This window comes from Pseudomonas sp. ChxA (assembly GCF_030263855.1).
In the GTDB taxonomy this organism is placed as follows: Bacteria; Pseudomonadota; Gammaproteobacteria; order Pseudomonadales; family Pseudomonadaceae; genus Aquipseudomonas; species Aquipseudomonas fluorescens_CB.
The window spans coordinates 884,585-898,246 of the sequence record NZ_JARPMK010000002.1 but is presented as its reverse complement, the minus strand read 5'-3'; the positions used below and the strand labels follow the sequence as shown (position 1 = coordinate 898,246).

Annotated in this window: 16 protein-coding genes; 7 read left to right on the top strand and 9 right to left on the bottom strand. The window is 59.1% G+C overall.

Translation table 11 applies throughout. The annotated features are described in order from the left end of the window. Window positions 1-110 precede the first annotated feature (110 nt). The 4 genes from P5706_RS29915 (at window position 111) to P5706_RS29900 (ending at window position 3,367) form a co-directional block, all read left to right on the top strand. Complete coding sequence (locus P5706_RS29915) at window positions 111-704, top strand: aminodeoxychorismate/anthranilate synthase component II (protein WP_053258301.1); 594 nt, start codon at window positions 111-113, stop codon at window positions 702-704. A 9-nt stretch (window positions 705-713) separates the two neighbouring features. Then, window positions 714-1,763, top strand: coding sequence for an anthranilate phosphoribosyltransferase (trpD, locus tag P5706_RS29910; protein WP_285683852.1), 1,050 nt, complete (start codon window positions 714-716; stop codon window positions 1,761-1,763). Next, window positions 1,760-2,596, top strand: a complete 837-nt coding sequence (gene trpC, locus P5706_RS29905; protein WP_138813618.1) for an indole-3-glycerol phosphate synthase TrpC — start codon at window positions 1,760-1,762, stop codon at window positions 2,594-2,596. The genes trpD and trpC overlap by 4 nt, the downstream gene beginning before the upstream one ends. Before the next feature lie 75 nt (window positions 2,597-2,671). Next, window positions 2,672-3,367 (top strand): lipoate--protein ligase family protein, encoded by a 696-nt coding sequence (locus P5706_RS29900; RefSeq protein WP_285683848.1) that lies wholly within the window; start codon window positions 2,672-2,674, stop codon window positions 3,365-3,367. Here the strand turns inward: P5706_RS29900 and crp are convergent. Continuing rightward, complete coding sequence (crp, locus tag P5706_RS29895; protein ID WP_200430305.1) at window positions 3,364-4,008, bottom strand: cAMP-activated global transcriptional regulator CRP; 645 nt, start codon at window positions 4,006-4,008, stop codon at window positions 3,364-3,366. The genes P5706_RS29900 and crp overlap by 4 nt on opposite strands. Window positions 4,009-4,255: 247 nt before the next feature. On the opposite strand from crp, the gene P5706_RS29890 reads away from it, so the two are divergent. Further along, window positions 4,256-4,678, top strand: coding sequence for an OsmC family protein (locus P5706_RS29890; RefSeq protein ID WP_017138086.1), 423 nt, complete (start codon window positions 4,256-4,258; stop codon window positions 4,676-4,678). Between the two features lie 59 nt (window positions 4,679-4,737). On the opposite strand, the gene coq7 is transcribed toward P5706_RS29890, so the two are convergent. The 6 genes from coq7 to hemJ all read right to left on the bottom strand — a co-directional run bounded on the left by coq7 (window position 4,738) and on the right by hemJ (window position 9,212). After that, window positions 4,738-5,385 (bottom strand): 2-polyprenyl-3-methyl-6-methoxy-1,4-benzoquinone monooxygenase, encoded by a 648-nt coding sequence (gene coq7 / locus P5706_RS29885; RefSeq protein ID WP_017138087.1) that lies wholly within the window; start codon window positions 5,383-5,385, stop codon window positions 4,738-4,740. A gap of 137 nt (window positions 5,386-5,522) precedes the next feature. Next, the gene (locus P5706_RS29880; protein WP_003210943.1) at window positions 5,523-5,861 is read right to left on the bottom strand and encodes a histidine triad nucleotide-binding protein; all 339 of its coding nucleotides are present in this window, start codon (window positions 5,859-5,861) and stop codon (window positions 5,523-5,525) included. Window positions 5,862-5,907: 46 nt separating this feature from the next. Continuing rightward, window positions 5,908-6,696 (bottom strand): SDR family NAD(P)-dependent oxidoreductase, encoded by a 789-nt coding sequence (locus P5706_RS29875; RefSeq protein WP_285683839.1) that lies wholly within the window; start codon window positions 6,694-6,696, stop codon window positions 5,908-5,910. Window positions 6,697-6,759: 63 nt separating this feature from the next. Further along, a complete protein-coding gene (locus tag P5706_RS29870) occupies window positions 6,760-7,725 on the bottom strand; it encodes a DUF805 domain-containing protein (protein ID WP_200430302.1) in 966 nt (321 codons plus the stop codon). 71 nt (window positions 7,726-7,796) lie between these two features. Next, complete coding sequence (locus P5706_RS29865) at window positions 7,797-8,759, bottom strand: NAD(P)H-dependent flavin oxidoreductase (RefSeq protein ID WP_200430301.1); 963 nt, start codon at window positions 8,757-8,759, stop codon at window positions 7,797-7,799. Between the two features lie 24 nt (window positions 8,760-8,783). Then, window positions 8,784-9,212: a protoporphyrinogen oxidase HemJ gene (gene hemJ, locus P5706_RS29860; protein WP_200430300.1), complete on the bottom strand. Its 429-nt coding sequence runs from the start codon at window positions 9,210-9,212 to the stop codon at window positions 8,784-8,786. A gap of 136 nt (window positions 9,213-9,348) precedes the next feature. Between hemJ and argC the strand changes: the two genes are divergently transcribed. Then, window positions 9,349-10,383, top strand: coding sequence for an N-acetyl-gamma-glutamyl-phosphate reductase (argC, locus tag P5706_RS29855; protein ID WP_017138092.1), 1,035 nt, complete (start codon window positions 9,349-9,351; stop codon window positions 10,381-10,383). Window positions 10,384-10,547: 164 nt separating this feature from the next. Further along, on the top strand, window positions 10,548-10,898 hold the full coding sequence (erpA, locus tag P5706_RS29850; protein ID WP_003176443.1) for an iron-sulfur cluster insertion protein ErpA: 351 nt from the start codon (window positions 10,548-10,550) through the stop codon (window positions 10,896-10,898). Between the two features lie 76 nt (window positions 10,899-10,974). Here erpA and P5706_RS29845 read toward each other — a convergent pair whose 3' ends face one another. Beyond that, a complete protein-coding gene (locus tag P5706_RS29845) occupies window positions 10,975-12,066 on the bottom strand; it encodes an anhydro-N-acetylmuramic acid kinase (RefSeq protein ID WP_285683835.1) in 1,092 nt (363 codons plus the stop codon). A gap of 3 nt (window positions 12,067-12,069) precedes the next feature. Continuing rightward, window positions 12,070-13,482, bottom strand: coding sequence for a peptidoglycan DD-metalloendopeptidase family protein (locus tag P5706_RS29840; RefSeq protein WP_285683834.1), 1,413 nt, complete (start codon window positions 13,480-13,482; stop codon window positions 12,070-12,072). Window positions 13,483-13,662: the final 180 nt, after the last annotated feature.

Genomic DNA, 13,662 nt, shown 5'->3' with positions numbered 1-13,662 from the left:
TGACGCCCCTTGCCGGCTCACCCTGGCAACCGGAACGTGCGTCTGGCAGCGGGCCACTCTCTTGGAAGGCGGTCATTCGAAATCAGTGAATTCAAGAGGTTTGAACCCACATGTTGCTGATGATTGATAACTACGATTCCTTTACCTACAACGTTGTGCAGTACCTGGGCGAGCTGGGTGCCGAGGTCAAGGTGGTGCGCAACGACGAACTGACAGTCGCCGAAATCGCCGCCCTGAACCCGGAGCGCATCGTGGTTTCGCCTGGCCCGTGTACGCCGACCGAAGCGGGCATCTCGCTGGAAGCCATTCAGTATTTCGCCGGTAAATTGCCGATCCTGGGCGTGTGCCTGGGCCACCAGTCCATCGGCCAGGCGTTTGGTGGTGACGTGGTGCGTGCGCGCCAAGTGATGCACGGCAAGACCAGCCCGGTGTTCCATAAAGACCTCGGCGTCTTCCACGGCCTCAACCTGCCAGTGACCGTCACGCGCTACCACTCGTTGGTGGTCAAGCGTGAAACCCTGCCCGAGTGCCTGGAACTGACCGCCTGGACCCAGCTGGAAGACGGCTCGGTCGACGAGATCATGGGCCTGCGCCACAAGACACTGAATATCGAAGGGGTGCAATTTCACCCCGAATCAATCCTGACCGAGCAGGGCTACGAGCTGTTCGCCAACTTTCTCAAGCAGAGCGGCGGCACGCGCTAAGGACTTTCCATGGATATCAAGACTGCCCTGAGCCGTATCGTCGGCCATCTGGACCTGAGCACCGCTGAAATGAGCGATGTGATGCGCGAGATCATGACCGGCCAATGCACCGACGCCCAGATCGGCGCGTTCATGATGGCGATGCGCATGAAGAGCGAAAGCATCGACGAAATCGTTGGCGCCGTGTCAGTGATGCGTGAGCTGGCCGACAAGGTTGAGCTCAAGACCCTCGATGGTGTGGTCGATGTGGTCGGCACCGGCGGCGACGGTGCGAATATTTTCAACGTGTCGACGGCTTCCTCCTTTGTGGTGGCGGCTGCCGGTTGCACGGTGGCCAAACACGGTAACCGTGCGGTGTCGGGCAAAAGCGGCAGCGCCGACTTGCTGGAGGCGGCCGGGATTTATCTGAACCTGACGCCGGTGCAAGTGGCGCGCTGCATCGACAGCGTGGGCATTGGTTTCATGTTTGCCCAGTCCCACCATGGCGCCATGAAGCACGCCGCCGGCCCACGCAAGGACCTTGGCCTGCGCACCCTGTTCAACATGCTCGGCCCGCTTACGAATCCGGCCGGCGTTAAACATCAGGTGGTCGGTGTGTTCAGTCAGGCGCTGTGCCGGCCATTGGCAGAAGTGTTGCAACGTCTTGGCAGCAAGCATGTGCTGGTGGTGCATTCCAAAGATGGTCTGGATGAATTCAGCCTGGCGGCACCGACCTTCGTGGCGGAGCTGAAGAATGACCAGGTCAGGGAATATTGGGTCGAGCCCGAAGACCTCGGCATGAAAAGCCAAAGTTTGCATGGCTTGTCGGTGGAAAGTCCGGCGGCCTCGCTGGAGTTGATCCGCGATGCCTTGGGGCGCCGCAAGACGGAAAACGGCCAGAAAGCTGCAGAAATGATTGTTCTGAATGCTGGCGCGGCACTTTACGCGGCGGACCACGCCTATAGTCTTAAGGAAGGTGTCGCCTTGGCCCACGATGCGTTGCACACCGGTCTGGCTCGCGAAAAGCTCGAAGAGCTGGGAGCATTCACCGCTGTATTCAAGATGGAGAATGAAGGATGAGTGTCCCGACCGTTCTGGAAAAAATCCTCGCGCGCAAGGCTGAAGAAGTTGCTGAGCGCCGTGCCCGTGTGAGCCTGGCTGAGCTGGAGGGGTTGGCAAAAAGCGCCGACGCACCGCGTGGTTTTGCCGATGCGCTGATCAAGCAGGCGAAGGAAAAGCAGCCTGCCGTGATTGCCGAGATCAAAAAAGCTTCGCCCAGCAAGGGCGTGATTCGCGAAGTTTTCATTCCTGAAGACATTGCCAAGAGCTATGAGAAGGGCGGCGCAACCTGCTTGTCCGTATTGACCGATATCGACTTCTTCCAGGGTTCCGACCTGTTCCTGCAACAAGCCCGCGCCGCGTGCAAGTTGCCGGTGATCCGCAAGGACTTCATGGTTGACCCGTACCAGATCGTCGAAGCCCGCGCCTTGGGCGCCGATTGCGTGTTGTTGATCGTCTCCGCGCTGGATGACGTGAAGATGGCCGAGCTGGCGGCCGTGGCTAAAAGCGTCGGCCTGGACGTACTGGTCGAAGTGCACGACGGCGATGAGCTGGAGCGTGCGTTGAAAACCCTCGATACACCGTTGGTGGGGGTTAACAACCGTAATCTGCACACCTTTGAAGTCAGCCTGGAAAATACCCTGGACCTGTTGCCGCGTATTCCGCGTGACCGCTTGGTGATTACCGAGAGCGGCATCGTCAACCGCGCCGACGTGGAACTGATGGAAATCAGCGGTGTGTATTCATTCCTGGTGGGCGAGACGTTCATGCGCGCCGAGAACCCGGGGGCGGAATTGCAGCGCCTGTTCTTCCCGGAGCGTGGCGTGGCGGTGAGCGGTTCCACCCTCGATTGATTTGAAACACGGTCAAAAATGTGGGAGCCAGCTCCCACATTTTGTTTTGTGTCTATTCAGAGAAATAGGTGTTCGATGATCGAGCCGGTGTCGATGACAGTTGAAGCAGGGCTTGCCGCCGAGCAAGACTTGCTGGCGGCCGTTTGCGCCGGTGAACAGGCGTTCGGGCTACTGTTCTGGCAGCCAAATGACCAGGCTTTGGTGATGCCGCGCCGCTTGAGCCGCTTGCCGGCTTTTGACGCTGCCAGCCAGGTTTCGGCTGCTGCGGGTTGGCCGGTATTGCTGCGCGAAACCGGCGGTGAGCCGGTGCCGCAGTCGGCCGCCACGGTCAATATCGCGCTGGTTTACGCGCCGCCACGCAGCGAGGGTGATCAAGGGCGCATCGAAACCGGTTATCAGCGTTTGTGCCAGCCGATCTGCGACTTGCTGATTGAGTTGGGTGGTGACGCTTCTGTTGGTGAAATTGAAGGTGCCTTCTGCGACGGTCGCTACAACGTCAACCTCAACGGCCGAAAGATGGTCGGCACTGCCCAGCGCTGGCGGCAAAGCGCTGGCCGCCCGGTGGGCTTGGTGCACGGCGCGTTGTTGCTGGATAACGACCGCGATGAGTTGATTGCGGCGGTCAATCGTTTCAACGAAGCTTGCGGGATCGATCAGCGGGTGCGGGCCGACAGCCATATCGCGTTGCACGAAGCTTTCCCCGCACCGGATGCGATCACCCGGTTGGACGCGTTGTACCGGCAGATGCTGGCCGGTTTCCTGCCAGGTTAACGCGTACCGAACACCACCATTGTCTTGCCTTTGACGTTTACCAGGTTGCGCTCTTCCAAGTCTTTGAGTACACGACCGACCATTTCCCGTGAACACCCCACAATACGTCCGATCTCCTGGCGCGTGACCTTGATCTGCATGCCGTCGGGGTGAGTCATGGCGTCGGGCTGTTTGCACAGCTCCAGCAAGCAACGAGCCACGCGGCCGGTGACATCAAAGAAAGCCAGGTCGCCCACTTTACGTGTGGTGTCGCGCAGGCGCTGGGCAATCTGTCCGCTCAAGGCGTAGAGGATGTCGGGATCGTGCTGGGCCAGTTCGCGAAACTTCGTATAGCTGATCTCGGCGACTTCGCACTCGACCTTGGCCCGCACCCAGGCACTGCGCTCCTGCTCTTTGCCGGCCTGTTCAAACAGCCCCAGCTCGCCGAAGAAATCGCCGGTATTGAGGTACGCGATGATCATCTCACGGCCGTCTTCGTCTTCGATCAGGATGGTGACCGAACCCTTGATAATGAAGAACAGCGTCTCGGAGCGTTCGCCTGCGCAAATGATGTTGTGCTTGGCCGGGTAGCGCCGGCGCTGGCAGTGCATCAACAATTTGTCGAGGTTCTTGATCTTGGGTGTGGGAGCAAGAGCAACCATGGTTGTATCCCGAAAAGACTGCACGGTGTGGTTGGAATTATTTTTATCCAACGGTAACGGCATTGATACACGCAGTACAAAGGGTGGCAATGCGCCATTGAATTGGCGCCAGCTTAACAGACACATTCTGCCTCGATTAGGGAATTTAGCGGGCAAACGTAGTCATTGATCGTTTTCATGCTGGGCGCTGCGGTTTCAAGACCCTGTGCTAAGCTGGCGACCCTTTTTTAGCAGTGGAGTCTGGGCGATGAAGGCACGCATCCAATGGGCGGGCGAGGCCATGTTCCTCGGTGAGTCGGGCAGTGGCCATGTAGTAGTTATGGATGGCCCGCCGGACGCCGGTGGCCGTAACCTGGGTGTACGCCCAATGGAAATGCTCCTGCTTGGTGTTGGCGGTTGCAGCAATTTCGACGTGGTCAGCATCCTGAAGAAGTCCCGCCAGGCCGTCGAAAGCTGCGAAGCTTTCCTGGAAGCGGAGCGCGCCACTGAAGACCCCAAGGTGTTTACCAAGATCCACATGCATTTTGTGGTGAAAGGCCGGGCGTTGAAGGAAGCTCAGGTTAAACGTGCTATCGAGCTGTCGGCCGAGAAGTATTGCTCTGCATCGATCATGCTTGGCGCGGCCGGTGTAGCTATCACCCATGATTACGAGATTATCGAGCTGGGCTGATTGCGAGTCGGCAATAAAAAAGGGCGCCGTTGAGGGCGCCCTTTTTTGTGCGGCATTGTTTAAATTCGGTAGGTGCTTTTGGTCATGACCTTGGCCAGTACGCTCATGCCAAACCTCACGGGCGCCGGGAAGCGGAAGCCGCCTGCATCCAGTGCGCTTTCTGCGTGATGTTCTTCATCAATGCGCATTTGTTCAAGAATCGCCCGGGACTTTTCGTCTTCGGCCGGCAGTTGCTCCAAGTGTTCATCCAGGTGTTTGCACACTTGATGCTCGGTTGCGGCGACAAAGCCGAGGCTGACCTTGTCGCTGATCAGGCCGGCAGCGGCGCCGATACCGAACGACAAACCGTAGAACAATGGGTTGAGCACGCTGGGATGGCTACCGAGCTGGCGAATGCGCTGCTCGCACCAGGCCAGGTGGTCGATTTCTTCTTCGGCAGCATGTTCCATTGCTGCGCGTACTTGCGGCAGCTTGGCGGTCAGCGCCTGGCCTTGGTACAGCGCCTGGGCACAGACTTCACCGGTGTGGTTGATGCGCATCAGGCCGGCGACGTGGCGGGTGTCGGTCTCGCTCATCTGCGCATCGGGCTGCACGATGGCGGGCGAAGGCCGGTACGGTTGGCCGCTGAAGGGCAGCAGTGTGCGCATGGCCATGTCGGCTTGCAGCAACAGACGGTCAATCGGCGAGTAGTGACGTTGGGTAGTCATGCTGACCTCCGGGAAGAATCTCGGCGGCCAGTTTACCGCAAGAGAGGGCGATGCGTTTGCGCTGTGTCAATTTGCCCCTGTGGCGAGGGAGCTTGCTCCCGCCCGACGGCGTAGCCGTCGCAAACTCCCCGCAACAATCAGCCTGGCGGCCAGTTCATCTGGCGCTGACCCAGCACGTGCATATGGATGTGATAAACAGTCTGCCCACCATCCTCGTTGCAGTTCATCACCACGCGAAAGCCCTTCTCGCAGCCTTGCTCTACCGCCAGCCGCTGAGCGGTGAACAGAATATGGCCAGCGAGGGCTTTGTCTTCTTCGGTGAGGTCATTGAGGGTACGGATCGGCTTTTTCGGAATGACCAGAAAATGCACAGGTGCCATTGGGGCAATATCATGGAAGGCGAGGACTTGGTCATCTTCATAGATGATCTTCGCAGGTATTTCTCTGTTGATGATCTTGGTGAACAGAGTATCCACAGCTGTTTCTCCATTATGAAAGTGCAGAACGAGTGTAACCAGGCTGTCAGCGCGGGCAATAGGCCTTGTTGATGGCGCTGGCAATCTTGCGGGTCAGCCAGCGTGGGCTCAAGCGCGGGCTGAAGGCCAGCCAGCGGTTACGTCGCCCGGGAATAATGATGGCTTTGTTCTTTTCCAGCGCGCGCACGGTGTAGAGCGCCACTTCTTCCGGGCTCATCAGTTGGGCGCTGCGGTCGAGCTTGGCGGTGTCCATTTGCGCGGTGCCGAAAAACGCCGTGCGCGTGGGGCCGGGGCACAGCACCGAGACCTTGATACCGCAGGTCTTCAGCTCTTCGCGCAGGCCTTCGGAGAAGTGCAGCACATATGCCTTGCTGGCGTAATAGCTGCTCATCCAGGGGCCGGGCTGGAAGGCTGCGACCGAGGCTACGTTAAGAATCTGCCCGCCGCCATGCAGCGCCATGGCGTTGCCGAGGGCGTGGCACATGCGGGTGAGGGCCAGGATGTTGACTTCGATCAGGTCTTGCTCGGTCATCCAGTCCTGGGCGAGGAACGGCCCGCTGGTGCCCATGCCGGCGCAGTTGATCAGCAAGTCGATCTGCCGCTCGCCTTCTTCAAGTTCCAGCAGGAACCCGGACAAGCGCAGAGGCTCGCCCAGGTCGCAGGCACGAAACAGCACCTCGACGCCGAAGCGCTGAGTCAATTCAATTGCAATGCTTTCCAACTGATCACGCTGGCGGGCCACCAGAATCAAGCTGCGGCCGCGACGGGCCAGTGCTTCGGCCAAAGCCAGGCCGATGCCGCTGGAGGCGCCGGTGATCAGAGCGTAACGGGTCATGCCTTTCTCCATCGCAACGCCGCCGAGCCTGTGACAGAGGCATCACAGGCGGCGGGCGTTTCTTCACTGTTCTGGAGAGTCTACAGGTTCGGCTGCGTCGTCAGCACTTTGCACGCTGTCTTCTTCATCTACGGTGACGCTTTGATCGGTGGCGTCATCGGCGGTAATGGAGCTGCTTTCGTAGCTGCTGTCCATATTGGCTTCGAGTTGGTTCAAGTAGCCGTTCATGCCCAGCGTCACCACGATGGCGAGCATCACTGGGATAAACGCCAGCCACAGGGTCGCCAGCACCTTGACTGCCGTGGAGTTGCGCGGCGGCGGCGGGCCATATTGGTTGGCGCCTGCGTTGCCCGGCAGTACCAGCAGCAGGATCGGAAAGACGCTGTTGACCAGTGGCACAAGGTTGAGGAAGTACAGCCAGCCGGACCAGCCCAGGTCGTGCAGGCGTTGCACGCCGATTTGCACACTCACCCACACCAGTGCAACAAACAAGGCCAAGCCCAGTAGTACCCCGAGGATGGTGCCGGCAGTCGGCGAGGCGGTTGCCACGGCGAAGCTCGCGGTACTGATGATGCCACCGGCCACCAGCAGCGCCAGGGTCAATACCAGCGTCCAGGCCAGATAACGCAAGCGGCCGATGCGCCCGTGGATGGTGAACACTTTAAGGGTTGAGTATTCCTCGGTGTACTCACCCACGGCAGCACGCGGTGGTGCATAGGGCGAAGCCGCAGGGCGCGATAAGTCAGCGGTGCTGGCGTCGGTCTCGTGGGTTTCGGCCAGGTTGAAGGTTACCGGCTGCTCGGGTTCGATACGGGCATCGACGCCAGCGTTTTTCAGCGCAGTGAGGTAGGTTTCGGCATCCGCGCGGGAAAGGTCACGCTTGAGGGCGACCGGGCGGCCGGTAAAAAGCTTTTCGATGGCTGCCACATCGCTTTTGAATAGCTCGGCGAGGTTCAGCTTGGCGGTGGTGCTTTCGACACCCGGAAGCAGGGCTCCGTCAAACACAATCTTGAAACGGCTGTCGCTCATGCGGGCATCCTTGTCACTTGTTCAGGGAAGGGTTTGCAGGCCTGCGCCAATGGGCAGGCCCGATATTCAGTTCAACGGGGCCAGCGCAGTTGCGCGGCCTGCTCGCGTGCCTTGCGGTATTCGGCATCCAGGCGGGCAATCAGTTCATCGACGCTGGGCAAATCATCAATCTGGCCTACACCTTGGCCGGCTGACCAGACGGTTTTCCAGGCCTTGGCCTCATCGCTCAACGGCTTGAGCTTGGAACCGAAGTTGACTTCACCTTTGCCTTGCAGGGCGGCGAGGTCGAAACCGGCGTTTTCCAGGCTCTGGCGCATGAAGCTTGCGGGTACGCCGGACACCGCAGGAGTGTGCACGATGTCGGCGGCGCGCGATGTGAGCAGCATCTCTTTATAGGCGTCCGGGGCGTGGCTTTCGGTGGTGCCGATAAAGCGCGTACCGAAATACGCCAAGTCTGCGCCCAGCAGTTGCGCGGCAAGTATCTCATGCCCATGGTTGAGGCAGCCGGCCAGCAGCAGGGTTTTATCAAAAAACTGGCGAATCTCGGCGATCAGCGCGAAAGGGCTCCAGGTGCCGGCGTGGCCGCCGGCGCCCGCTGCCACGGCGATCAAGCCATCAACACCGGCTTCTGCGGCTTTCTCGGCATGCCGACGGGTGGTGACGTCGTGAAACACCAGGCCACCGTAGCTGTGAACCGCATCCACCAGCTCCTTGACCGCGCCCAGGCTGGTGATGACGATCGGCACCTTGTGCTCGACGCAGATCGCCAAGTCGGCTTCAAGCCTTGGGTTGCTGTTATGTACGATCAGGTTGACGGCATAGGGCGCGGGGTTATCCAACTGCGCCAGGCCCGCTTCGATTTCCTCCAGCCAGGCCTTGAAACCGCTGCTTTCGCGCTGGTTGAGTGCCGGGAAACTCCCGACCACGCCATTGCGACAGCACGCCAGGACCAGTTGCGGGTTGGAAATCAGGAACATCGGCGCAGCCACCACGGGCAGGCGCAGACTTTGTTCGAGCGAAGCGGGCAGTGACATTGGAGGTTCCCCGAGTAATTGAAATTAGAACGGTTTGACCACGACCAAAATTACGATAGCCAGCAATATCAGAACCGGCACTTCATTGAACCAGCGATAAAAGACATGGCTGCGGGTATTTTCGCCACGGGCGAAGCGTTTTACCTGGGCGCCGCACATATGGTGGTAACCGATCAGCAGTACCACCAAGGTAAGTTTGGCGTGGATCCAGGCACCGGATTGAAAGATGGCCGGGTTGAGGTAGATCAGCCAGCCGCCGAATATCAGGGTGGCGATCATCGCTGGCCCCATAATGCCGCGATACAGTTTGCGCTCCATGAGGCTGAAGCGTTCTTTGCTGACTGTGTCCTCACTTTGTGCGTGGTAGACGAACAAGCGTGGCAGGTAAAACAGCCCGGCAAACCAGCAGACGATACTGACGATATGGAAGGCTTTGATCCATAGATAGAGCATTTCTAGTTATTCCCAGGTTCACGGTAACTGAAGATAGTAGTGGCTCATGTGCCTGTACGTCACGTTGACGGTTGTCGCAGGACGATGCGGCCCCTATTATCGACGGCTTTCCAGTGGGTTCGTTGAGGGCAGGTTTATGGTCAAGGTCGGTATCGTCGGCGGCACGGGTTACACCGGTGTCGAATTGCTGCGTCTGTTGGCTCAGCATCCGCAAGCTGAGGTGGTGGTCATCACTTCCCGATCCGAGGCCGGCTTGGCAGTGGCCGATATGTACCCGAACCTGCGAGGCCACTATGACGGCCTGGCGTTCAGCGTGCCGGACATCAAGACTCTGGGTGCATGTGATGTGGTGTTTTTCGCCACACCTCACGGGGTTGCGCATGCGCTGGCCGGCGAACTGCTGGCGGCGGGTACCAAGGTCATCGATCTGTCGGCCGACTTCCGTTTGCAGGACGCCGATGAGTGGGCCAAGTGGTACGGCCAGCCACACGGCGCGCCTGAGTTGCTGGAAGAGGCGGTGTACGGTCTGCCGGAAGTCAATCGTGAGCAAATCAAGCAAGCACGCCTGATTGCCGTGCCGGGTTGCTATCCGACCGCGACGCAGCTGGGTTTTCTGCCATTGCTGGAAGCCGGCCTGGCCGATACTTCGCGTTTGATCGCCGACTGCAAGTCAGGTGTGAGCGGCGCCGGCCGTGGTGCAGCTGTAGGTTCGCTGTACTCCGAAACGTCGGAAAGCATGAAGGCCTACGCGGTAAAAGGGCATCGTCACCTGCCGGAGATTCGCCAAGGGTTGCGTCGTGCCGCCGGTAAAGACGTAGGCCTGACCTTCGTACCGCACCTGACGCCGATGATTCGTGGCATTCACTCCACGCTCTATGCAACCGTTGTTGATCGTTCGGTAGACCTGCAGGCGCTGTTTGAAAAGCGTTATGCCAATGAACCGTTCGTCGACGTGATGCCGGCTGGCAGCCACCCGGAAACCCGTAGCGTGCGCGGTGCCAACGTATGCCGCATTGCGGTGCACCGTCCACAGGATGGAGATTTGGTGGTGGTGTTGTCGGTGATCGATAACCTGGTCAAGGGCGCGTCGGGCCAGGCGGTGCAGAACCTGAACATCCTGTTTGGTCTGGATGAGAAGCTGGGCCTGTCCCACGCGGGCATGCTGCCTTAAGGTTTTACCGTTGATTGCAAAAGGCCCGTCTATCGGGCCTTTTGTGTTTTTAATGGCGGCAGCGCAGATTGATATACCGTAACAATAGTTGACCGCTTTTCTAGGAGAAGCGGATAATGCCCGCCATTACGCATATGGCGGCGCTACGCCGGGAGATTATCAGCATGAGCGTTGAATCCTTCACCCCCACGGCTTTGCAATTCACCCACGGTGCTGCGCACAAGGTGAAGAGCCTGGTCGATGAAGAGGGTAATGATCGCTTGAAGCTGCGCGTATTCGTTACGGGCGGCGGTTGTTCAGGGTTTCAGTACGGTTTTACCTTCGATGAAGATGTGGCCGACGATGACACCATCGTCGAGCGCGAGGGCGTCAGCCTGGTCGTGGACCCGATGAGCTTCCAATACCTGGCAGGTGCCGAGGTGGATTACCAGGAAGGTCTGGAAGGCTCGCGTTTCGTGATCAAGAATCCGAATGCCACCACGACCTGTGGTTGCGGGTCTTCGTTCTCGATCTGATCAGCAGCCTGAACCTGCAGACAGCAAAACGCCGCTTGGCTTTGATAGGCCAAGCGGCGTTTTGCTGTCTGCAGGTTCAGGCCGGGTAGATTGCACCTGATACCCGAAGCCCGCGTGCGCCAGTGACACTTGGGCGGTTGGCGGCAATGCCCTCCAGGCAGCAATGGGCCAGCCAGGCGAAGGCCATGGCTTCAACCCAGTCGGGGTCCACGCCGTAAGTGGCGGTGCTGCTGACTTGAGTGGACGGCAACAGCGCTGCCAGGCGGTTCATCAGCGTGGTGTTATGCGCGCCGCCACCACAGACCAACAGGGTTTCGGTGTCAGTTTGTGCCGCCTGCAGGGACTCGACGATGGTCAGTGCGGTCAGTTCAAGCAGGGTTGCTTGCACATCCTCTGGCTGGAACGCTGGCAATCTGCCGAGGTGGTGTTGCAGCCATCCCAGGTTGAAGACTTCGCGCCCGGTGCTTTTCGGGCCTTTGGTCAGGAAGAATGGGTCACTGAGCAGAGCGTTGAGTAGTGCAGGCTCGACCTGGCCACCAGCTGCCCATTGGCCATCGCGATCAAAGTGCTCGCCGCGCTGATCGTGAATCCACGCATCCAGCAGCACGTTGCCCGGGCCGCAATCGAAGCCGGCTACGGGCTTGTCGGTCTCGATCAGGCTGAGGTTGCTGAAGCCGCCGACATTCAATACGGCGCGGTTGCCGGTACGCTCCCCGAACAAGGCTTCGTGAAAGGCAGGCACCAAGGGCGCGCCTTGACCTCCGGCGGCCACATCGCGGCTGCGGAAATCACTGACGACGGTAATGCCCGTCAGCTCGGTGAGCAGGGCAGGATTACCGATTTGAACGGTAAAGCCTCGAGCAGGTTCATGGCGGATCGTCTGGCCGTGGCTGCCGATCGCGCGTATGTCCTGAGGCTTGAGGGCTTGTTGTTCCAGTAAGGCATGGATGCCTTTGGCCGCCAGTGTCACCCAGTGTTGCTGGGCGACCGCCGAACGGGCGATCTCATCCGGGCCGCTGGCGCAGAGGCTTAGCAGTTGGATGCGCAGGTCGTCCGGCATGGGGATGTAATGTGTGGCGATCAAGTTGATCGCCGGGTTCTGTTCGATCAGGGCTATATCCAGGCCATCAAGACTGGTCCCGGACATCACACCTATATAGAGCGGCATACCTTAGCGCTTCGCCGAGGCCAGCAGGGTGGAGCGCTCCTGGTCCATGCGTGCCATCAATGGCTGGCTTTGTTGCAGGAAGCGCGCGCGCTCGGCTTTGGCGATCGGGTCGGCCATTGGCAGCTTTTGGCCCAGTGGGTCGACGTGGACGCCGTTCACCTGGAACTCATAGTGCAAATGCGGGCCGGTGGACAGACCGGTGGTGCCGATATAGCCGATGACCTGGCCCTGTTTCACGTTGCTGCCGGTCGAAACGCCTTTGGCGAACCCCTGCATGTGGCCATAAAGAGTGCGGTAGGTATTGCCGTGCTGGATGATCACGGTATTGCCGTAGCCACCGCGACGGCCGGCCAGCAATACCTTGCCGTCACCGGCAGCCTTGATGGGCGTGCCGCGTGGGGCGGCATAGTCGACGCCTTTGTGGGCGCGGATCTTGTTGAGGATCGGGTGCTTGCGGCCCATGGAGAAGCGCGAACTGATGCGGGCAAAGTCCACCGGCGTGCGGATGAAGGCTTTGCGCATGCTATTGCCGTCGGCGGTGTAGTAGCTGGTGTTGCCTTGTTTGTTGGTATAACGCACTGCGGTGTAGGTCTTGCCACGGTTGGTAAACCGCGCAGATAGAATCGCACCGGTCCCGACGACTTTGCCGTTGGCGACTTTCTGCTCGTAGATCACGTCAAATTCGTCACCCTGACGGATGTCTTGGGCGAAGTCGATGTCGTAGCCAAACACGCTGGCCATGTCCATGGTCATGCTGTGGGACAAGCCGGCGCGGGCGGCCGACTGTGACAGCGAACTGTTGATCACGCCATGCACGTAGGCGGAGCGCGTCACCGGCTTGGTGGTGATGCGGTTGAACGCAAAGCCTTTGGCGCCTTTGGTCAGGGCAATGCTTTCGAGGTCGCTGACAGTGCTGTGCAGGCTTTTCAACTGGCCGTCGGCAGCCAATTCGAACTCAAGCTTCTGGCCGTGTTTGAGCTGGGTGAATTGCTTGGCTTGTTTATCGCTGGCCAACACCTCATTAACCGTAGAGGCAGGTAGGCCGACTTTTTCAAACAGTGTTGAAAGGGTGTCGCCTTTGGCGACGGTCACTTCGCGGTGCAGCGGATTTTTTGGAGTGGTTGGCGCAGGCGACTCTTGAGTGGCCGCCTGGGTGTCTTCCGGGCTGCTTTCTATCTGTGCAAATGGAGATTCTGCCGGTGTGTTTGTGGCTTGTTGCGCGTCGGAAGCGTCTTGATCTTGTGTCAGTTGTTCAACAGGACTTTCCAGGTCAAGGCTCAGGGATGTTCGTTTGGCTTCTACGTCACTGGAAGGGAATACCAGGAGTGCCAGGCTGAGAAGGGCGGCGATACCACTTGCGGCGAGCAGGTGGGTCTTCGGGTAAAGCGGCGGCGCTTTAGACGGTTCTGTGGTCATAAGTAATTTTGACTTTGAAGATGAAATGGAAAAGATGAATGACATGATGAAGATGAAATAACTGTATAAAATATAACCAAATCATCTGTGGCGCAAGCTCGCGAACGCTGGGCTTGCTGAACGGTGTCCGTGCGCGGGACAAAACTTGTAATTAGTCCCTGATCTTGTATGGTTGGTTCC

What these genes read in the sequence shown, in the direction of transcription:
- P5706_RS29915 (WP_053258301.1), top strand. Translation starts at nt 111, where the DNA reads ATGTTGCTGATGATTGATAACTACGATTCCTTTACCTACAACGTTGTG.
- trpD (WP_285683852.1), top strand. Translation starts at nt 714, where the DNA reads ATGGATATCAAGACTGCCCTGAGCCGTATCGTCGGCCATCTGGACCTG.
- trpC (WP_138813618.1), top strand. Translation starts at nt 1,760, where the DNA reads ATGAGTGTCCCGACCGTTCTGGAAAAAATCCTCGCGCGCAAGGCTGAA.
- P5706_RS29900 (WP_285683848.1), top strand. Translation starts at nt 2,672, where the DNA reads ATGATCGAGCCGGTGTCGATGACAGTTGAAGCAGGGCTTGCCGCCGAG.
- crp (WP_200430305.1), bottom strand. Translation starts at nt 4,008, where the DNA reads ATGGTTGCTCTTGCTCCCACACCCAAGATCAAGAACCTCGACAAATTG.
- P5706_RS29890 (WP_017138086.1), top strand. Translation starts at nt 4,256, where the DNA reads ATGAAGGCACGCATCCAATGGGCGGGCGAGGCCATGTTCCTCGGTGAG.
- coq7 (WP_017138087.1), bottom strand. Translation starts at nt 5,385, where the DNA reads ATGACTACCCAACGTCACTACTCGCCGATTGACCGTCTGTTGCTGCAA.
- P5706_RS29875 (WP_285683839.1), bottom strand. Translation starts at nt 6,696, where the DNA reads ATGACCCGTTACGCTCTGATCACCGGCGCCTCCAGCGGCATCGGCCTG.
- P5706_RS29870 (WP_200430302.1), bottom strand. Translation starts at nt 7,725, where the DNA reads ATGAGCGACAGCCGTTTCAAGATTGTGTTTGACGGAGCCCTGCTTCCG.
- P5706_RS29865 (WP_200430301.1), bottom strand. Translation starts at nt 8,759, where the DNA reads ATGTCACTGCCCGCTTCGCTCGAACAAAGTCTGCGCCTGCCCGTGGTG.
- hemJ (WP_200430300.1), bottom strand. Translation starts at nt 9,212, where the DNA reads ATGCTCTATCTATGGATCAAAGCCTTCCATATCGTCAGTATCGTCTGC.
- argC (WP_017138092.1), top strand. Translation starts at nt 9,349, where the DNA reads ATGGTCAAGGTCGGTATCGTCGGCGGCACGGGTTACACCGGTGTCGAA.
- erpA (WP_003176443.1), top strand. Translation starts at nt 10,548, where the DNA reads ATGAGCGTTGAATCCTTCACCCCCACGGCTTTGCAATTCACCCACGGT.
- P5706_RS29845 (WP_285683835.1), bottom strand. Translation starts at nt 12,066, where the DNA reads ATGCCGCTCTATATAGGTGTGATGTCCGGGACCAGTCTTGATGGCCTG.
- P5706_RS29840 (WP_285683834.1), bottom strand. Translation starts at nt 13,482, where the DNA reads ATGACCACAGAACCGTCTAAAGCGCCGCCGCTTTACCCGAAGACCCAC.